Source organism: Peribacillus sp. TH27, from assembly GCF_016650915.1.
Lineage (GTDB): Bacteria > Bacillota > Bacilli > Bacillales > DSM-1321 > Peribacillus > Peribacillus butanolivorans.
Window position 1 is genome coordinate 4,394,667 of sequence record NZ_JAEKEV010000002.1, and the last position, 19,142, is coordinate 4,413,808.

Here is a 19,142-nt window from a genome sequence, read left to right on the forward strand (position 1 = left end):
AAGAAATAACAGCTGTATTTCGGCAAACAACTACTTCATCAAAAGAGATTGCATCGTCGATTGAGGAACAAGCGGCATCAGCCATTGAATTTGCTCAATATACGAATTAGCTTACACAATTAATAAATGACTTAGAGCATATGTTGGGAGAATTTTAGATGAAGAAATAGGTTAAGCAGATGGCCATATAGGGTTTGAAAAGGGGGGAAAGCACTATAGTGGTTTCTCCTTTTTCAAACCGGAATAGTGGAATCTATAAATCTTATTAGAAGATATGTGAAATGTAGTAGGTACCTAACCATGATTCAAAGGTCTAGACTTCTCTCTTTAGTGGACATTTTTACTAGAAGGACAAAGGTACAATTTAGAAGAAGTGGTTTACTATCTTGTGCTTTTTTAATAAGGAGGAATATATATATATGGATCGGACAAGTAGGGTCCAATGGCTCAAGGCCCGAAAAGGGGAGAATAACATGCATATCGAAATTGGAATGACTATCTTTGTGTTCGTCATGACAATGATAGTCATATTATGGAGGCCAGGAGGTATAAATGAAGCGTGGCCAGCTTCAATAGGTGCGGGTATTATTTTACTAACTGGCATAGTATCACGTGGAGATATTTTGGATATTATCAATAAAATCGGGGGCGCATCGATCACCATCATGGCAACGATTGTCATGGCTGTCATACTAGAAAGTTTTGGTTTTTTTCATTGGGCGGCAGCAAAACTTGCTACCCTTGCTAGAGGTTCAGGATATCGCCTATATTGGTACATTCAATTATTATGTTTTTTAATGACCCTGTTATTTAATAACGATGGTAGCATCATGATTACGACACCCATATTGATATTGCTTCTGAAAAATCTTAGACTGAAACCGCATGAAGCCGTTCCATATCTTTTGAGCGGAGCACTGATTGCGACTGCTTCTAGCGCTCCTATTGGGGTTAGTAACATTGTCAATTTAATCGCATTGCAAATTGTGCATATGACACTTTATATGCATACAGCCATGATGTTTGTACCTGCAACATTGGGTTTAATCTTTATGTCATGGTTGATGTTCGTAGTGGTAAAGAAAAAATTGCCCAAAAAGTTGCCCGATCTTTCATATGACATTGAGGATAGTTTTTTCACTAAGAATTTCCATCCTTTAAAGGGAAAAATGTCGGTTAAAACAAAACGTCAACGTACTAAATTTATGTTAAAGGTATTGCTCTATGTCTTTGTGGTGCGCTGTTTACTCTTTGTTGCTTCGTATCTTTCCATACCAATTGAATTTGTTGCTGTACTTGGGTCTTTATCTTTACTGGTGTGGAGATGGTATCATTTGCGAACCAATCCTGTTGATATCTTAAAAAAGACACCATGGCATATTCTGATATTTGCATTCTCTATGTATGTCATTATTTATGGCCTCCATAATGTAGGACTTACAGCAATACTCGTGCAAATATGTGAACCAATTGTAAACCAGGGGTTATTAAGTGCGAGTTTTGTCATGGGAGGATTAGTTTCGATTCTATCAAACATTTTTAATAATCATCCAGCCTTAATGATTGGTACCATTACCTTAACAGAAATGGGACTTGATCCAATCACGTTAAAAACGATCTATCTCGCGAATATAATTGGGAGTGACATGGGCTCATTGTTATTACCTATTGGTACGCTTGCCTCCCTTATCTGGATGCATATCTTGAAACAAAATAAAATGAAAATAAGTTGGAAAGATTATTTAAACGTATCCTTAATAGTCATACCCTTAGCTACCGTGGTGACGCTGCTTTTATTATACTATTGGGTGCAAATGGTATTTAGCTAATAATACCCTAAGAGGAATTAGTAATTAGTGTTGAGGGCGCATTACTAGGTGAACAGATTGATGCTCAACTCTCAGGAAGTAAATCTTATAGAGGAATTCTTATTGATCTGAGTTCAGATATTCTTGTGTTATTTAATGGACAACAGTTTCTATATTTTCCGATGTTACATGTGCTTAGATTTAAGCAGGGTACTGACATAGATTTAGAGAAAAGGGGGAAGCTACAAATGTGGTTCCCCTTTTTTCTTCTAATAGATTAATGGTGAAACTAACGGATTAGGGTTATTTATCAAAAAACCATCGCCTTCATAATCAATTTCTGTTTGTTCCGTAAAACGGGCATCTGATGGATCGATTAAAATTTTAATACCATGTAAAACTAGTTCTTCTTCTTGTTCTGTTTTAAATCTTGTCAAACTTAATGAATAGTTCATCTGGTTACAACATGCTCTACTTACACCAAATCTCAAAAATGTTTCCTCTTCCATACTTTGCTGCATGCCTTTAATTATTTCCTGGGCTTTAACTGTTATTGTTATCAAGATGTTCACTCCAATACATTAGGCTCACTTTATCATGATAAACATTACAATCGATACCATTTACTCTTTACTCAACCGATTTTTAGAACCTCTTAAAAAATTTGAATTTTTGAGGATATAATCCATGACAATAGTTCAATAAGTGGTATGCATTTTTTACTCCTTTGAAATCTTTAAATAAATGCGATAGTAGTGATTTCTTTAGATAAGGAATGACTCTAATGTAACTTCGACCATATGATTTCACCAGTCTGTGCATCAATGTATGATATTCTCCTAGAGGATTGTTTATAGACAAGTTCATAATATTCATCGCTTTTCTCTTTGTAGTTATTATCCCAGAGTAGTTCTAGCTCGAAAGCCGAAATGAATCGTTTCCTGGCCTGTTCAGGGGAAATTGCAGGCAGCGTTTGGATTTGCGACAGGGTAACTGGATCAAGATCAGGTCCGAAGAAGGAACCAATGTTACCGGTTGTTTCATTAACTGATAGATAAGCGAGCCCAAAAGGTATTCCTTCATATATCAGCGTAAAGTGAAAAGCGACCTTATGATTCTCTGTATCCGATATAACCTCATTAATATAAAAGTAACGGTTAGCATAAGGATATAGCTTGTAAAGAAATTGACTGGCGATTTTTTTACATTCTGTGATGGATAAGGACAGGGGGCCTCTCGTGTCTTCAAAATTGGCAAACGATGATACCATGCTAGTTTCTTTGTTTGTCTTGATTTTGAAGGCCTGGTCATTCTGAGTAATGAAATAGCTGTCTACACTTAAATCTTGAACTTTTGGCGGTTCTCCCTGTCTCCAAACCGTAACAAGTTCATCACCTAAATCGACTTCCCGTACTTTCGTATAGGCATCGAGGTCAAAACCGATAGCTTTATTAATATCCGGTAATGGCATTTCCTGTTGAGGAAGCGGCAATAATAATGAGTCCTCTTCATTTTCATCCTCTTGTTCATCCCTTTTCATTACAGATGAAGGGTCGGCAGGGTGGCTATAAAAGGGGAGAACCGGTTCATATACTAGACGAGGCAAGTCTTTGCCGTTTTCATGGACTTCCGAGTTAATCATAGCAATAGAAAGCTTCATATCGAGATCTTTCAGGCATTTTTCCATCACTAGCTCTTTAGCAAGAAGGTTTTCTGGCACGGTGATTTCTTTTGCAGCTCCATAATAATGGAAGTGGATAACCTCGCCGTCTAGAGCAGTTTCCACGAAAAATCCAGTGCGAGGAAGCGGTAAATTTAATTGCTGCTGAACATATGTAAATTGCATAGATTTCTTATCATTGTTCACGCTTATTTTTTCCAGGATAAAATTATCCAGTGCTTCGGGATAGTAGACCATGACATATTGTAAGGCTCTTTCATGAAGTGATTTTTCCGCTAATACCACTTTAGATACAGACTCCTTATCAAGATGAAAATCTAGCAGATTGCCGAATACATCCAGCTCTACGATTATCTCCTTAGATCCGCAAGCTGATTTCCAGGCGAACATCAATGTCCCACTTTTTTTATGAAAATCTTCAATTTCTAATGTATATCCACTATGTACCTTCCCTATTTCGATAGCCTTTTGTTTTAATGAATTTTTGTTCAACTAAATCCCTCCCCATTAAATTATATCCGTTTTCCATAAGAAGTGTTCTGATAAGGTAAGAGAAGGGGTCTCTTGAATTTCAGAAGAAGAGGCTCCTTTTTTATGTTTAATTGAAATCTTAGAATGGGAATTTTATCGACTAGATGTTGATTTATTATCATGTGATATGAGTATAAAAAACTATTAATGGTGTGGGAATTTGTTAAAAAACTAAACAAATATATATTTGTTGATAACAGGATAAAAGGCATAGGCTAATTACCGATATTATAAAAGAGGATGAGTATAAAGTGTAATGTTGAATAAGGTATTGAGATAAAAGTTATATATACCTGATTTATTTTAAAAAAACATCTTTATAATCAAGTGTTTTGACTAGATGACTGCATGTTTTAATAAATATTTCTGGTTATAAAGGAAGGGTTAAAATGGGTAAAAGAACATTAGGAAGTATTTTGCTTTTAGCACTAGCCATGTTTAGTTTTACTTTTTCCCCTGGTGTAAAAGTTGAAGCGGCTGATCGAGTTCATTCTGTATCCTCTCAAGACACGGTAGAATCGATTGCATTGACTTATGATATATCGACGGAACAATTAATGAAGACGAATGGTTTACCGGATACTAAGTTATATGAGGGGCAGAATTTACGAATCATTAAAACGGTTTATACTCCTACAAACTATCAATGGGCGGAGAGAGGAAAGCAAATTGCAAACTATGCGAGAACTTTTACAGGATTTAAAAAAACAGCTGGAGAAGAGACGCCTAAAAAAGGGTTTGACTCTAGCGGATTGATTCATTGGGTACTCTCCCAACAAAATGTGCCCATCGACCGTTTGACAGTAGAAGGTTATTATAAGCAAGGAATGGATACAGATACACCTAAGGTTGGAGATATTATATTTTTTCTAGAAAGAGGCAGTTCAAAAGTCGTGACCGCTGGTATCTATTTAGGGAAAGATCAATTTGTCAATTCTGGATATGGAGCAGAAACAGTTCAGGTGAGATCGACCACAGAAGAATATTTTGCAAAATACCAAGCCGTGTATAAAACGTATACACCTAAGGGAGAGCATATCGTCCAAAATGGGGAAACACTTAATAGCATATCGGTTAATTACGGTATTTCGATTAAGACAATCAAAAAGCGTAACGCTTTACCAACTGATAGCTTGATGCAGGGGCAGTATCTTCAAGTATACAGCAATACTTTGTATCCGTTTTATGAAAATCAAGAGGCTTCCTATGATAAAGCTTATGATGTCATTAAGTATGCCTACACTCTACGTGGATTTAACTATGTTTTCGGAGAAGATGATCCGATGATTGGAATGGATTGCAGCGGTTTCATCTATTGGGTCATGAAGGAGCAGGGCCTTTCAGTAAAACGCGGTTCAGCAGAGGACTACTTTTCCTTGTTGCCGAAAATCGAAAATCCAAAGGCAGGGGATTTAGTGTTTTTTAGGGATACGGGCACAAGACTAGGCGTGACCCACGTAGGTATATATCTAGGGGATGGCCGTTTTATCAATACAACAGAAAACGCTGGCGTTCATATATCCAATCTTGAGTCAGTTTATTTTGCCGAGAAGTTCGAAAGCTTTGGTCAAGTCGACAACCTTATGAACTAATGATATATACGAGTGATCACAAGACTAACTTAGATGTTTCTGGGTAGTCTTTTTTTGAATTAATTTTACATTATAAAAAATGTTATGAATAAAAGTTTTGTTTATAACTTATAGTCGCCTTTTCTAATGCGTTGACAAATCGGTCGAAAAGTTCCGATTGGTTTTTCCTGTTTTTTCTGGTGAAGTTATCTTCTTTGAAAAATTTTTTTCGTAGTTTAGTCGAGAGCTCTAATTGAACGCCTTCCCCAGTTTTACTTAAATTTGTGAGGTTCCTTTCACCCATGCCTGAAAGGTGCCTAGGTGCGTCATCCGTTTGAAATCCGGCTTGATTTAGGGAATGTTCAATCAAGCTCTTGTAGGCTTCATCTCTCCCGCCAATATAGATTAGCGCATTATGAATGTCATAATGACCATGGATGGAGAGATTGGTCATTGCGTTAGATGCTATTCTAACACCGATTGGTTCATCGAATAAGTTGGATGTTATATGGAGGATTTGGTTATTTCTTTGTTTCAGACCTTCAAATAGATAGGTGCTAGCATTCAGTTTTTCTCCAAGAGCTACAGCAATTTCGCTTGTGCCTGGTTCGATATTTCCTCCATGTATGGCTAGGACTGCTATATCAGGATTTCTGTAATAAGCGGTGATGCTGTAATCAATTTTTTCTTGTTCTTTCTGTTGCAGTTCAGCAAAATTTGTATAGCTATTTTTCAGCATGATTTCCACTCCCAATTTGTAGATTATTACCCCTTGAAATCAAAAATAAAAAAAGCAGGGGAGAAATCCCGGCTTTTTTTATTCTTGGATATTAGTATATTGTTCTATTTTCTTTTGCTCATCCGGTGTTAATGTTTCCGACCGTTTAAACGTATTCATGGTTACAAGCAGGCCTGCTATAAGAATAACAGGGATAACCCAGCCTGCTACTTTTTTTACAATATTCATATTCTCGTCCCCTTATAGATCTTTAAAAATTTATATGTTTAAAGATGAACTGGTACGCCGGATGCTCTTTTTATTGCTGTGCTTTCCAGCTACCATTTCTTCTTTGATCTCCAGCTCCGGATAACCGGCCGTTCTTCTCGTTTTTAACTAGAACTTGAACTCCGCCATAATACATGGGGGAAACCTTTTGAACGACGTTATACCCTGAATCTTCTAATGATGAGATTATTTCATTTGAAAGCCGAGATTCCGTATAGATGGTCTTTCCATCAAAGACAAACCGATAGCGGTCAATAATATCCTGAAATGAGCCTTCATTCTGTGTATATGAATAAAGGACTTGCATCAGTACTTGAGGTATTCTGTCACCACCGGGTGAACCGATTCCAATCGTTTCTTCCCCTTGTTTTTTGAGAACCGTCGGTGCTGTAAAGGTTCTTGACCGTTTATACGCATCTTGAGAATTCAAACCGGATCGGAAATTTTTCAATTGATCGTTAAGGAAGAAACCATTCGTATAATCACCTGAACCGAAGAAGTTACTGAGCGTATTTGTTGCAGAAACGACAGTACCATATTTGTCCATAATCACAAAGTGAGTCGTACTTTCATGTTCTTCGGAATCTCCAGACTCTATATTTTTCCATTCTCCCTCTTGGATCTTATTTTTCAGGTTGCTTAGGTGAATGGGGGATAGTAGTTGTTCAGCCTTAGAGGCACTGATTCCATCCCCAGTATGAGTAACTCGGTCTTGATAGGCAGTGTTTGTGATGGCCCCTAGCTCCTTCATGTAATCTGATTTGCCGGAAGAATCACCAAGGTTTGTTTTCTCAGCAAGCATTAACATTTCAAGAACTGTAATTCCAGAAAAGGGAGGAGGGGCTGACAAAATGTCATACCCAGCAAATGTTCCTTGAACCGGCTCCCGTTCTTTCACCTCATAGTGCTTTAAATCCATCAAGTCGATGTCTGTTTTTCTTTTTATATCGCGTGCGATGTCCTGTTTATAAAAACCGTCAGGGCCTTTCTGCTGTATCAGTTTCAATGTTTCAGCAAGCTTTTCTTGAGTAAGAGTTTTGCCTGGTTTAATGGCATCACCATCAGGATAAAATATTTGGGTCTCTTCAGAAGAAACCCTTGATTGTGATGCGATTAAGCGTGATGTTAACATTTCATTGACTGTAAATCCTTCTTCAGCCAGGTCAATCGCCGGCTGAAGAAGATCTTCCATCGGTACGCTTCCATACTTATCGTGAACAACCTGCATGCCGGCTACTAAGCCAGGAATACCCGTATTGTGTTTTGAACTTGGGTCTTCAGGTGACGTTTCACGATAATCGATAAAATTGGGATCTTGGGATTCGGGTACAATCAGCATACCACCGCCGCCACCAATTCCTGATCCATAAGGTTCAGTTACACCTAATACATAAGATACGGCAATCGCGGCATCTGCAGCTGTTCCGCCGTTATCCAAAATCTCCATTCCAACATCTATTGCGATAGGGCTGGAAGAACTAACTCCATACGATTGATTGGCTGACTTACTGTCTATCGGTTTATTCGTGTCAGAAAGAGGGGATGGCTCCGAACATCCTGCTAAATATATAAGCAAACATAGGGAAAGAAGTACTTTCCTCGTCATACGATTAATCACTAATTGATCCCCTCTTTTCGGTGAGCATCTAAGTTGTGCGTCTCTAATAAGATTCTTATTCACGTGTTTGTTTATAGTTATTTACTGTATTGGTTGGATATCTTGTTGTACAGCAGTTTTCTCTGCTTGCGCTGCTTTCTTTTCTTGTTCAGCTTTTTTTTGTTGTGCAGCTTTCTTTTCTTGCGCTGCTTTTTCTTCTTGTTCACGTTGTGTCTTATGGTCGATTACCTTCTTATGATTCATGGTAATCTCAATATGATTCTCTTTTTTAGACCATTGAACTTTTTCACTAGTTTCCTTCGTCAACTGACGGTAAACTCGTGATTGGTCAATCGAAGAGGTAGCTGGTCTTGGTGTTGCTTCCTCAATTTGGAGGGGAACGACATCAATGGTAGCTTGTCCGTCTTCTGCTAAATGGTATTGAACCATGGCTGAATCTTTTGTGCGTGTCCAACCTTGGTCAAATACAAAGTTTCCTAAACTATAAAAGATTATTCCGTCATTATATACATCAAACGATTGAAGGACATGGGGGTGATGACCGATGATAACGTCCGCACCAGCATCAATGACTGCTTTAGCCAATTCTGTTTGACGTGATGTAGCAGATGTAGAGTATTCTTGTCCCCAGTGCATATTTACCACAACTAAGTCTGCGTTTCCTTGCTTAGCATCTCTAGCTTTACCAATCATTTCAAATAATAAATCCGGATTAGAGTTTAATAAACCAGCTTGATTATTTTTGGATACTGCATCCTTGCCATAGACATCGGTGAAGCCAAGAGTGGCCACACGTACGCCATTAACATCTGAATAATTGATACTTGCTTTAGCATCTGTAGTATTTGATCCAACACCGACGTAATCCATATCCACACTTTTGAATTCATCAATTGTATCAAGCAGGCCTTGTTCTTCAAAGTCCATCATATGGTTGTTGGCTAAGGTCATTACAGAGAAGCCAGCATTTTTTACAGCTTCTACACCACTTTGATATGAGTTTAATCGAATCGCTGTGTCTGCTTCTTTGTATTTAGATACATCTTCTTTTAAAGCAGGGTGTTCATAGTTTCCGCTAACATAATCTGAAGCAGTAAAATAGGGCTTCATGTAACGGAAGAGGTAATCATACCCGTGTTTATCTGTCACTTTTTCAACATATCGTCCCATCATCACATCACCGACCATTGTCATCGTTAATGTTTGATCCGATTTTGAAGCGACTGTGTTCACTTCTTCAGCCCGTCCCATCCAAGTGGTAATGACTAATGCTATTAGTAAAATAGGGAGAATGATTCCAGCATACTTAAGATTCTTTGTCTTCGTATGTTTAATAAAGATAAGTGTTTTTTCTTTTGCATTTAAAGTTCGTTTCATTTTATGCACCTCAGAATAGGTAGTACACGTTCATTAAGCCGAAAGTTAAACCGGATAATAGAAGTGTGCTGCCAAGTGTTAATGGCATTCCTTGTCTTTGAATGGTATTCGCTATTAAACCTGGTACGATTATACCGATTCCTCGAAACTCGAAAATTTCAAATGGCATGACAGGGTAGACGAAATCTAATAGGAGCTTTAAACAAATTCCGGTTACCATCATAGCTGCAAATTTTCTTCTTCCATATAAAATCACCCATCTTGAAAGGCCGTGAGTGACGATTAAATAAGTTACTACACTAATGATCAAGATGACCAGCATGATTTCCCATTGATCAAATACTAATGCCAAATAACCTGGCACAATAAGTCCTGCGGGTACGACACCCGTTTTTTCTGAAAAAATAAGGCTAAGCGTTACCCCTAGTACTAGGGCTACATATAAATCCGATCCAAACATTAAGGTTCCTCCTACTTAACTCGCTTTTTGCTTCGTTTTAGATTTCATAAATGCTTCAATTAATGGTTCTGCTGCACCATGAATGTTACCGACACCGTATACGATTCGGTTTTTCATTAATGGGCGGAGACGGGCTACGATTTCTTCAGTTGACCAGTTTTCTAAATCCCAATACTCTTTTGTATCTAATTTACCTTGCTCAAATACCCGGGTTATCGGTGATGTAGTTTCACCAATGGCAATGACGATTTCAGATTTAATGTAAGGCAATACATCTCTTGCAAACTGCTCTGTACGGTCCACACGGTCAGCACGGCAGTTCATTATGACGATAGGAGCTTCTGTGCTGTATCCAAAGGTACTTACACGTTCCCAGATGTTTAACGTCGACGAAGCGTCATTTGCGGCAAAGCCATTTACAAAGAACGTTGGCTGAATTGGGTCTCCGAATTTAGTGATACGCATGGCACCTGGATCCGGATGTGCATTTAACATGCCACGGAAAGCCGTTTTTTCATCAATGCCCAATGCTTCTGCAACGGCCAAAGCAAGGGATGCGTTATCCGGGAATACCATATAGTCGAATTCGCGTAAAAAGTCTTCCGAAATTTTTGAATTATCAGCAACAATTACTTTCGAATTACGTTTCTTTGCAATTTGTTTGAAAAATTCCAAATATTCACTTTCGATGGTTATTAAATGCCCATTATAGGGAATAGTTGCTGTAAAGGCTTGTGCAACCTCATCCAATGTTGGTCCCATGACATCCATATGATCCTCTAGTACATTTACGATAACTCCGATGTTGGCTTGAATCATTTTATTTTGGAAGATTAGTTGATAGTCAGGCTGTACAGCCATACATTCACAAACTAGTGCTTCTGTTCCTAAATCGGCAACTTCTTTAACTACACGGCGTTGCTCTCCAATATTCGGTCCCTCTGGACGGCGTTTAATCGGTTTTTCTTTGTCCGTAAACCAATAGATCATTCTTGCTGATGTTCCGGTTGTTTTACCTACTGTTTTGTACTTAGCTTCCTGAATCACACCTGTAATTAGACGCGTTACAGTCGATTTCCCTCGAATCCCATTCACATTCACACGGACCGGGATGGAGTCGAGACGCTTCTGATGGCGTTTTTGTTCGAAAATGCCATAGCCAAGCAAAAAGATCGCACAAATAAATATTGGTGCCATTTTTTAACCTCTCTTTTTTTCAAATATTTGAATTACTGAATACACACTACATGATTTTAAACTTAAGAAGCAAGGGTCAAAAATTCTATCGCAATATAGTTATTATTGTATTTTACAAATAAATGTATATATAAGTGTAATAGTATCTAAATGATTAAATGTTTTATGAGACCAAAGATATGGGTGAAAATCCAGTAAAACCTTGGTTTATTTACACTAAAATATGGAAAGTGTAAATAAATACTCATTTTGAATAGCATAAAAATAGTTTCGTGAGTATTTGAACCCAATTCTTAATGGCTATATTTGTATAATTAATTGTTTCTGAAAGTGAGGTTTATTACAGTTTAATAATTGTTTATACCCATTTATTTGACTTCTACGTAACAATAATCATGCATTTGTCATTCTATGTAAGAGATTGCATCTATCGACTCAAATAGTTGTACTCTTTTGAATATGAACAAAGATGAGTAAAAGAACACCCCTCTTTTTTTTATGATTTTCGGTTTTTTAGATGAGAAATACCCATGGGGCTATAGCGTGACTTCTTTCTTTGAAATGAAATAAACTAAATTCAAGCAAATTTTTTTGGAAAAATGCCTAGTTTCTTCTATTAATATAGTGTAAATAGAAGAATGAAAAGAAAAAAAGCTCAGAAGGATATCTGAGCTTTCCGTTTGTATTTTTTAGAATAATAGAATGGGTAAGAAATCTCCGCTAGTTATGGAGTATTCGTAATTTGTGGGAAAGGAGCCACGACGAAAGTAGCTGATTCTGGATTAATTAAGGTTAACTGGATTTCTTTCTGTCAGAAATCTCAGGATTGGAGTCCTTTTTACCACCATCAATAACATAAAGCTTAGGAGCTAATCTCGCTTTTTTTCCTTGTTTTTCAGAATTCATCTTCATATAATTTTCGTATTCTTTGCGAAAGAACTCGTCCGTTTCTCGTTCTAGGGCTTTCCGTTCGTTAAACTCTGTTATGAATTTGAAAAAACGTTTCATATGAATTCCTCCTTTTTGGGTTAAAAAAGTCTTAGTTTAATAGTAACATAGGTTTGGTGAAACTTAGCCCTTTTTTACAATAATGGAGAGAAAAGTACGTTTTATTAGTTATTTGGTTGTGTTTTATTCACTCTTGAAAGAATAATACTAAAGAACCTTCTTGAGAAGAAGTTCCTATGCAATTGGTTGAAATGGATGCTTGGATCATGAGCGTTTGATACTGGAACTTGCCAGTAAGTAGGTGAAGTGGAAGTAGATGATACTATTAATTTTAGTGGTAAAAAAATATTCCTGTAGTTATATATATTATACACTAAATATTCTGAAAATAAATCAAAATGTTTTTTGATACGTGCCTGAATCCATTTGTTTTTTATTAATGTGTCTAGTAATATATTCCCCAAATTAACGAAAACGAAACACAATCTATAAAAGAGACATTAGGGAAATAGAAGGTGGGAAAAGAAAAGAAAAAAAGCAATTTCCCGCGTGCAACACGCAGGAAATTGCTAGTATCATAATTGGAACTTTTTAACCTGGTCAGTTAGTTGCTCAGCAGCAGAGGCGAGCTCACGGGCATGATTAGTGATTTCATCCATCGAAGAGCTGGATTGCTGGGCGGAGGCGGAGACTTGTTCAATACCTGCCGCAGACTCTTCAGACACGGCTGCGATGTCTTCGATAGCTTGATTGATTTTTATACTATTGGTAGTGATATAGTTTAAGTCATTTGTAATATGCTGTACTTTTGTACCCATGTTCCCGACTGAATTATTAATTGTTTCAAATGTTTGGCCGGTGAGGGTAATCTGTCTCGTACCTGCATCTACCTGTGTGTATCCATCTTCTAAAGAGTGGACGACGGTTTTTGAACCAGTTTGGATAGCTGTGACAATATTTGTGATATCCCCAACTGAATGTGTGACCTCTTCTGCGAGTTTTCGTACTTCTTCTGCAACGACGGCGAAGCCCTTTCCATGTTCGCCGGCTCGTGCAGCTTCTATAGCCGCATTTAAGGCCAATAAATTGGTTTGATTGGAAATATCCTTGATGACCTGTACAAGCTGTGAGATTTCCTTTGATTGTGAGTCAAGTCCTTTCACTTGTTCGACAGCATTTTTGACAATCTCATCAATCATTTTCATTTGTTGGACCGAGTTACGCATTAATATGATTCCTTCCTTGGTCAAGGATAGAATCTCGGTGGAGCTTTGGGAAACTTCTTCCCCGCAAGAATAGGCCTGCTGGATCTTTCTGGTGAACTCTTCCATCATATGGACCATATCAGCTGCTCGGTGGGCTTGAGACTCTGAACCTTCCGATAGCTCGAACATGGTAGTCGCAATCTGTCTGCTGCCTTGTTGGACCTCATTTGCTGATTGAGTTAAGTCTTCGCTTTGGTTCGAAACGGATTCAGATACAACTAGCATTTTTTCGATAGTATCACTAAGGTTTTTCTGCATCTGGTTGGAGGACAGAGTTAATTCTCCAATTTCATCATTTGACTTTTGCTCTAAAGGTTCATGGTTCAGCTCACCTTTCGCCACTACTTTCATTCTGTCCCTTATTTTAAGGAGAGGTTTTGTAATAATATTGGCTGTTACAAGCGCAAGCAGAAGGCCTATGATGACAGCGGCAATGGATATAATGATACTAGTCGTTTTAACTGATTCTCCACTTGCGATGACGATTTCTCCGGAAGCGACAATTGATTTCTCGCGTTCGGAAGCTAGCTCCCTAAACCCATCCATCAATTCATTGCTTATTGGTGCAACTTCATCCTTTAGTATTTCTTTAGCGCGTTCTTCATTTCCTTGATCATATTGTGTAAATACGCGGTCAATAATAATCGTTCTCCAATCCACGCTTTTCTGAATCAATTCCTTCATTTTGTCAGAATCACTTAGGGATAAAAGATCCTCCTGAATGACTTTGCTTTCTTCGGTATATTTTAAGAACCTCTCTTTATTACTTTCGTCGCCAAATAGAATATAGCCTCTCGCGAGTGCGCTTCTTTGTGCAAGATTATTGAGTAGTTGTTCTTCATCAATAAGAACCGGTAATTCATGTTCAATAATATCTTTGGAATGCACAAGTGACTTATTGCTACTATAGATATTAAATGCTCCTAAGATGATACACAAAGATATAATAAGTGAAAATGCCACCAATATCTTTCCTTTAATACTTCTCACGTTAATGGACCCCTTTTGCTATATTTTTTGTTTACCCTTTTTTATCGGAAAAATAATAGGATATTTAAGGAGGTAAGGGAAGATATGTTGTATAACAAACTTTACCATTCGGTCTTATAATCAGTTTGATATAAACTTCTTGATTTCTTTTCATATTCAAGTTACTATTAATTTGGAAAATTATAATATTCCGCTAGGCGGAAGAGGTTCTAGCTACCCTCTCAAAAAAACTAAGGAGAAACAGTACTCTATTCTTAGGGTGCTGTTTTTTTCCGTAAAAAGGAGTTTTATAGAAATGATGAAGAAGGAAAAGGCAGTGGTTGTGTTTAGCGGGGGACAGGATAGTACGACGTGTTTGTTCTGGGCAATGGAGCGATTTGAGAAAGTAGAAGCGGTTACGTTTGATTATAATCAGCGGCACAGCTTGGAAATCGAATGCGCGCAAAAGATTGCTAAGGAACTGGGCATTACCCATCATATTCTGGATATGTCGCTGTTGAACCAACTAGCGCCGAATGCGTTAACGCGAAGTGATATCGCAGTAGAGGACGGAGAAGACGGGGAACTACCGTCAACGTTTGTACCAGGGCGGAATTTGCTGTTCCTTTCGTTTGCCGGTGTATTGGCAAGCCAAATTGGGGCTAAGCATATTGTCACTGGTGTCTGCGAGACGGATTTCAGCGGATATCCAGACTGTCGCGATGTATTCATTAAATCGTTGAACGTGACCTTGAATTTGTCGATGGACCAGTCATTTGTGATTGATACGCCACTTATGTGGCTGAATAAAGAGGAAACATGGGAGCTTGCGGATCAGCTTGGCGCATTTGATTTCGTCCGTGAGAAGACTCTGACTTGTTATAACGGGATTATATCCGACGGCTGTGGCGAGTGTCCGGCATGTAAGCTTCGGAAAAAAGGGTTGGATGACTATGTAAGCAGACGGCAGGTGCTTAAATAATGTACGGTTTTACTATCGTGGATAAGCTTCAAAAAATAGATAAAGATATTCAGCGGAATCAATTAAACTACTCAAGTAAGCGGGTCATGGTAAGCAAGGAATTCACCTTTGATGCCGCGCACCATCTTCATGACTATGAAGGCAAATGCAAGAACTTGCATGGCCACACGTATAGGGTCATTTTCGGATTGAGCGGATATACGGATTCACGCGGTTTAATGATAGATTTTGGTGACATCAAAGAAATTTGGAAAAATGAGATTGAAATACACCTTGATCATCGTTATTTGAATGAAACATTGCCGCTCATGAATACAACAGCTGAAAATATGGTTGTCTGGATTTATGAAAAAATGGCCGAAGCCCTTTTAACCAAGAATTATGAGGGTGCTAGAGTCGAATTTGTTCGTCTATATGAAACTCCGACGAGTTATGCTGAAGCTAGACGGGAGTGGATGGAAAGTGAGTAAGCTGCCTGTTATGGAAATCTTCGGCCCGACAATACAAGGGGAGGGCATGGTCATCGGACAAAAGACCATGTTTGTTCGGACGGCAGGATGCGATTATTCTTGTGCCTGGTGTGATTCCGCGTTTACTTGGGACGGGACTGGTAAGGAAGATACAGTTCAAATGACTGCCGAAGATATATGGGATGAGCTGAAGCGAATTGGCGGTGAGGGCTTTTCCTTCGTTACAATATCAGGTGGAAATCCAGCACTGCTGAAAAATCTAGATGGATTGATAGCAATTTTAAAAGATAATGGAATGAAAACCGGCGTGGAAACACAGGGAAGCCGTTGGCAGGATTGGTTTCTCGATATTGATGAACTGACTATTTCACCTAAGCCACCGAGTTCTAGGATGAACACGGACTTTGAGGTGCTTGATCGAATAATATCTAATCTTGCCAATCGACATCCCGATAATCATGTCTCGTTGAAGGTTGTAATCTTTGATGATGAAGATTATCAGTATGCGAAAAACGTACATTTCCGGTACCCGGATATTCCTTTTTATTTGCAGGTTGGCAATGATGACAGCAGGACGGCTAATGATCAGCAGCTGATTAGCGGACTTTTGAAAAAATATGAAGAGCTAATTGATAAAGTAATAGCTGATGATGAACTTAGAAATGTGAAAGTGCTGCCGCAGCTGCATACGTATATATGGGGAAATAAGCGGGGAGTGTAAAGGAAGAGAGTAAGAAGCAGTGTGATGCGCAAGATCAATCACACTGCTTTTTTTATGCGGACAATAAACTAAATACCACTATTATACCTCCTGAATGTGTGTAGCCTTGAAAGCCGTTGTGTATTTAAGGCCATATCCTAAAAAACGATCCATTCCAATATGAGCCGTCCAAATTAAACCTACCATTAAAATTGTATCCTGGTTTAGAGAAACAGCTAGTAAAATGATGAGTATTGATATTGTATAAGTATGAAACAAGTTATAAACCTTGGCACCAATTTGATTATTGATTAGATAGGCTAACATAGAAATGTCAGGTGTTAATAGTAATAAAAGGAAAATCAACCAGCTAAATTCATTTATTGAATAGATATAAATTATCGCTATAAGAACTATAAGCCCTTCAGAATGTATTAATTTTTTCACCATATTTAAGCCTCCTAATCTTTATTAACCATTGGTCAATGTATGTGCAAAAAATTATACAATACTCTTCATAATATTTTTAACGTGAAAATTAGCTAAGCTTTTTACATCTTGATATGAAAGTTGTGTATTAATATAAAATGTTATAAAGCCGTGGAGCGAAAGGAAAATAGACCATATTGATGCAGGGTTTAGTTTATTTTCTGTAAGGTCAGTCAGAGAACTGATTAGTTTTTCATATGTTTTATTAGAATCAAGTTGAAGTAAATGTTGAATTTCTTTTTCTTTAGATAAAAACATGATTGCATAATGATTTTGCTGGGTTAACCCAAACTCTATAAAGCATAGTAATATCTTCTCTATTTTTTGAGAAGCATTATTTTCAGTTAGGATGATATCATCTATTTTATTATTCAATAGAGAAAAATCCGTTTTTACCAAACTATAAAATATTTCGGCCTTATTTTTAAAATGATAATAAATGGCGCCATGACTACAATCTAATGTTTTAGCTAATTGCCGCATTGAAACTTTTGAATACCCAACGGATGCAAAAAGTTTCCGGGCTTCATTCAATACCATTTCCTTAGATAATTCTATTCCTTCTGATTTCCTTGGCGACATAGTATCACCTCCATATTTATTGACCAGTGGTTAATAACATCATATAGCAGTGTTTTTCAATTGTCAAATATTAGAATAAAATGATTTGACAGGAGCTACTCCAATCCACATATGTAGTAACAAAATTCGAAACATCAGCCATAAGTCTAATTATTAATAAAGTATTTACTGAATTCGTTTTAGAAATAGGTAATGTGGAAACTTCTTGATTTCCATTCGTTTTCAAGCTACGATAAATTAGGAAAAAGATAATCCGCTCATGCGGAAGAGGTTCTAGCTACCCTCTCAAAAAAACTAAGAAGAACAGTACTCTTTCTTAGGGTGCTGTTTTTTTTGTATAAGGAGAATGTAAGAAATGTTAAGAATTATATTGTATTTAGTGTCCATTGTCACCGCGAATGTGGTTACAGCAGCTTTTGCACCATTACAGCTTGGTGTGTTTATTATTCCGATGGGGACATTACTAATCGGGGGAACCTTCATCTTTCGGGATCTAGTTCAGAATAAATTTGGCAGAGTGAAGACGTATGTGTGCATTGTCACGGCACTAATATTATCAGCGTGCGTATCATTTTTATTAGGAGATACCCTTTTAATTGTGTTTGCTTCCGCACTATCGTTCGTGGTGGCAGAAACAGCTGATACTGAAATTTATACCCGGTTAAAACTTCCGATGAGTTGGAGAGTATTTTACAGCGGGATTGTCGGAGGATTTTTCGATTCGGTGATATTTGTTGTGATTGGACTTAGCCCACTTGGTGCCAACGTTCTGCCATGGGAAGCCGTACCCGCTGCGATTTTTGGCCAAATCATTGTTAAAACAGTCATTCAGTCAATCGGTGCCGCGCTGTTGGGCCGAATCAATGTAAGACTGGAGAAGCGCGTTATCTCCGGTTAAAATAGTAGGAGGGAAGCACTCAATGGATGGACCCAAAAAGGAAGAAGATAGATGCTATTGCCTGGAAGCTTTTCGTGAAAAATATGGTCCGGATGTCCAAGGAGACTGTATGAAGCTATCCTGCGCCAATTATCGGAAGCATAAGGGAATAGACAATCAAGATAAACGTAAACATTAATATAAATAGGAAACGATCTGTATAAGTAGAGAAGGAAGGACCAAATTTGGTTCTTTTTTTTTGTGTGAATTATAGGTTCGCGAGTAAATCGTGAAAACTCACGAGTAAATCAGCCAAATTCACGAGTAAATCGTGAAAATTCACGAGTAAACCAGAAACTTACGAGTAAATCGTGAAAATTCACGAGAAAAACAGAAACTCACGAGTAAATTAGCCAAACTTACAAGTAAATCGTGAAAACTTACGAGTAAATCAGCCAAACTCACGAGTAAATCGTGAAAATTCACGAGAAAAACAGAAACTCACGAGTAAATCGTGAAAACTCACGAGTAAATTAGCCAAACTTACAAGTAAATCGTGAAAACTTACGAGTAAATCGTGAAAATTCACGAGTAAATCAGCCAAATTCACG

At 37.8% G+C, this 19,142-nt stretch carries 19 protein-coding genes and 2 riboswitches; of the genes, 7 read left to right on the plus strand and 12 right to left on the minus strand.

From position 1 onward, the window contains the following. Positions 1-473: 473 nt before the first annotated feature. Positions 474-1,829, plus strand: coding sequence for an arsenic transporter (locus tag JFU24_RS22490; protein ID WP_201250962.1), 1,356 nt, complete (start codon positions 474-476; stop codon positions 1,827-1,829). 248 nt (positions 1,830-2,077) lie between these two features. Here the strand turns inward: JFU24_RS22490 and JFU24_RS22495 are convergent, their stop codons facing one another. Beyond that, positions 2,078-2,371, minus strand: coding sequence for a HesB/IscA family protein (locus JFU24_RS22495; protein WP_201186341.1), 294 nt, complete (start codon positions 2,369-2,371; stop codon positions 2,078-2,080). Positions 2,372-2,589: 218 nt separating this feature from the next. Further along, positions 2,590-3,981 (minus strand): YcdB/YcdC domain-containing protein, encoded by a 1,392-nt coding sequence (locus JFU24_RS22500; protein WP_201250526.1) that lies wholly within the window; start codon positions 3,979-3,981, stop codon positions 2,590-2,592. Positions 3,982-4,409: 428 nt separating this feature from the next. Between JFU24_RS22500 and JFU24_RS22505 the strand changes: the two genes are divergently transcribed. After that, positions 4,410-5,612, plus strand: a complete 1,203-nt coding sequence (locus JFU24_RS22505) for a C40 family peptidase (RefSeq protein ID WP_201223315.1) — start codon at positions 4,410-4,412, stop codon at positions 5,610-5,612. A gap of 82 nt (positions 5,613-5,694) precedes the next feature. Here the strand turns inward: JFU24_RS22505 and JFU24_RS22510 are convergent, their stop codons facing one another. From JFU24_RS22510 to JFU24_RS22545, 8 genes are all read right to left on the minus strand, one after another. Further along, positions 5,695-6,330, minus strand: a complete 636-nt coding sequence (locus tag JFU24_RS22510) for a poly-gamma-glutamate hydrolase family protein (protein WP_201250527.1) — start codon at positions 6,328-6,330, stop codon at positions 5,695-5,697. 78 nt (positions 6,331-6,408) lie between these two features. Next, positions 6,409-6,558: a CapE family protein gene (locus JFU24_RS22515; RefSeq protein WP_157443839.1), complete on the minus strand. Its 150-nt coding sequence runs from the start codon at positions 6,556-6,558 to the stop codon at positions 6,409-6,411. 70 nt (positions 6,559-6,628) lie between these two features. Further along, complete coding sequence (locus tag JFU24_RS22520) at positions 6,629-8,215, minus strand: gamma-glutamyltransferase family protein (protein WP_342214700.1); 1,587 nt, start codon at positions 8,213-8,215, stop codon at positions 6,629-6,631. A gap of 81 nt (positions 8,216-8,296) precedes the next feature. Further along, on the minus strand, positions 8,297-9,592 hold the full coding sequence (locus JFU24_RS22525) for a CapA family protein (protein ID WP_201186334.1): 1,296 nt from the start codon (positions 9,590-9,592) through the stop codon (positions 8,297-8,299). Between the two features lie 10 nt (positions 9,593-9,602). Further along, positions 9,603-10,052, minus strand: a complete 450-nt coding sequence (gene pgsC / locus JFU24_RS22530) for a poly-gamma-glutamate biosynthesis protein PgsC (RefSeq protein WP_053347415.1) — start codon at positions 10,050-10,052, stop codon at positions 9,603-9,605. Between the two features lie 15 nt (positions 10,053-10,067). After that, a complete protein-coding gene (gene pgsB, locus JFU24_RS22535) occupies positions 10,068-11,249 on the minus strand; it encodes a poly-gamma-glutamate synthase PgsB (protein ID WP_201223318.1) in 1,182 nt (393 codons plus the stop codon). A gap of 792 nt (positions 11,250-12,041) precedes the next feature. Beyond that, positions 12,042-12,257 (minus strand): hypothetical protein, encoded by a 216-nt coding sequence (locus JFU24_RS22540; protein WP_201250528.1) that lies wholly within the window; start codon positions 12,255-12,257, stop codon positions 12,042-12,044. 515 nt (positions 12,258-12,772) lie between these two features. After that, the gene (locus JFU24_RS22545; RefSeq protein ID WP_201223319.1) at positions 12,773-14,452 is read right to left on the minus strand and encodes a methyl-accepting chemotaxis protein; all 1,680 of its coding nucleotides are present in this window, start codon (positions 14,450-14,452) and stop codon (positions 12,773-12,775) included. 197 nt (positions 14,453-14,649) lie between these two features. Beyond that, a riboswitch (PreQ1 riboswitch) is annotated at positions 14,650-14,692 on the plus strand. A 58-nt stretch (positions 14,693-14,750) separates the two neighbouring features. On the opposite strand from JFU24_RS22545, the gene queC reads away from it, so the two are divergent. Genes queC through queE form a run of 3 tightly spaced genes read left to right on the plus strand, consistent with a single transcriptional unit; the run spans position 14,751 to position 16,604 of the window. Then, positions 14,751-15,413 (plus strand): 7-cyano-7-deazaguanine synthase QueC, encoded by a 663-nt coding sequence (gene queC / locus JFU24_RS22550; RefSeq protein WP_056521783.1) that lies wholly within the window; start codon positions 14,751-14,753, stop codon positions 15,411-15,413. Continuing rightward, on the plus strand, positions 15,413-15,883 hold the full coding sequence (gene queD / locus JFU24_RS22555) for a 6-carboxytetrahydropterin synthase QueD (RefSeq protein ID WP_053347411.1): 471 nt from the start codon (positions 15,413-15,415) through the stop codon (positions 15,881-15,883). The genes queC and queD overlap by 1 nt, the downstream gene beginning before the upstream one ends. After that, complete coding sequence (gene queE / locus JFU24_RS22560; RefSeq protein WP_201188000.1) at positions 15,876-16,604, plus strand: 7-carboxy-7-deazaguanine synthase QueE; 729 nt, start codon at positions 15,876-15,878, stop codon at positions 16,602-16,604. Before queD ends, queE begins: the two co-directional genes overlap by 8 nt. Positions 16,605-16,685: 81 nt before the next feature. On the opposite strand, the gene JFU24_RS22565 is transcribed toward queE, so the two are convergent. Beyond that, positions 16,686-17,033, minus strand: coding sequence for a DUF4260 domain-containing protein (locus JFU24_RS22565; RefSeq protein WP_201186326.1), 348 nt, complete (start codon positions 17,031-17,033; stop codon positions 16,686-16,688). Between the two features lie 51 nt (positions 17,034-17,084). Continuing rightward, positions 17,085-17,654, minus strand: a complete 570-nt coding sequence (locus JFU24_RS22570; protein WP_201186324.1) for a TetR/AcrR family transcriptional regulator — start codon at positions 17,652-17,654, stop codon at positions 17,085-17,087. A 261-nt stretch (positions 17,655-17,915) separates the two neighbouring features. Continuing rightward, positions 17,916-17,958, plus strand: a riboswitch (PreQ1 riboswitch). A gap of 51 nt (positions 17,959-18,009) precedes the next feature. Here JFU24_RS22570 and JFU24_RS22575 point away from each other — a divergent pair. Next, positions 18,010-18,552: a VUT family protein gene (locus JFU24_RS22575; protein ID WP_053347407.1), complete on the plus strand. Its 543-nt coding sequence runs from the start codon at positions 18,010-18,012 to the stop codon at positions 18,550-18,552. 22 nt (positions 18,553-18,574) lie between these two features. Further along, positions 18,575-18,730: a hypothetical protein gene (locus tag JFU24_RS22580; RefSeq protein WP_201186322.1), complete on the plus strand. Its 156-nt coding sequence runs from the start codon at positions 18,575-18,577 to the stop codon at positions 18,728-18,730. Positions 18,731-19,142: the final 412 nt, after the last annotated feature.

What these genes read in the sequence shown, in the direction of transcription:
- JFU24_RS22490 (WP_201250962.1), top strand. Translation starts at nt 474, where the DNA reads ATGCATATCGAAATTGGAATGACTATCTTTGTGTTCGTCATGACAATG.
- JFU24_RS22505 (WP_201223315.1), top strand. Translation starts at nt 4,410, where the DNA reads ATGGGTAAAAGAACATTAGGAAGTATTTTGCTTTTAGCACTAGCCATG.
- JFU24_RS22510 (WP_201250527.1), bottom strand. Translation starts at nt 6,330, where the DNA reads ATGCTGAAAAATAGCTATACAAATTTTGCTGAACTGCAACAGAAAGAA.
- JFU24_RS22515 (WP_157443839.1), bottom strand. Translation starts at nt 6,558, where the DNA reads ATGAATATTGTAAAAAAAGTAGCAGGCTGGGTTATCCCTGTTATTCTT.
- JFU24_RS22525 (WP_201186334.1), bottom strand. Translation starts at nt 9,592, where the DNA reads ATGAAACGAACTTTAAATGCAAAAGAAAAAACACTTATCTTTATTAAA.
- pgsC (WP_053347415.1), bottom strand. Translation starts at nt 10,052, where the DNA reads ATGTTTGGATCGGATTTATATGTAGCCCTAGTACTAGGGGTAACGCTT.
- pgsB (WP_201223318.1), bottom strand. Translation starts at nt 11,249, where the DNA reads ATGGCACCAATATTTATTTGTGCGATCTTTTTGCTTGGCTATGGCATT.
- JFU24_RS22540 (WP_201250528.1), bottom strand. Translation starts at nt 12,257, where the DNA reads ATGAAACGTTTTTTCAAATTCATAACAGAGTTTAACGAACGGAAAGCC.
- queC (WP_056521783.1), top strand. Translation starts at nt 14,751, where the DNA reads ATGAAGAAGGAAAAGGCAGTGGTTGTGTTTAGCGGGGGACAGGATAGT.
- queD (WP_053347411.1), top strand. Translation starts at nt 15,413, where the DNA reads ATGTACGGTTTTACTATCGTGGATAAGCTTCAAAAAATAGATAAAGAT.
- JFU24_RS22565 (WP_201186326.1), bottom strand. Translation starts at nt 17,033, where the DNA reads ATGGTGAAAAAATTAATACATTCTGAAGGGCTTATAGTTCTTATAGCG.
- JFU24_RS22570 (WP_201186324.1), bottom strand. Translation starts at nt 17,654, where the DNA reads ATGTCGCCAAGGAAATCAGAAGGAATAGAATTATCTAAGGAAATGGTA.
- JFU24_RS22575 (WP_053347407.1), top strand. Translation starts at nt 18,010, where the DNA reads ATGTTAAGAATTATATTGTATTTAGTGTCCATTGTCACCGCGAATGTG.
- JFU24_RS22580 (WP_201186322.1), top strand. Translation starts at nt 18,575, where the DNA reads ATGGATGGACCCAAAAAGGAAGAAGATAGATGCTATTGCCTGGAAGCT.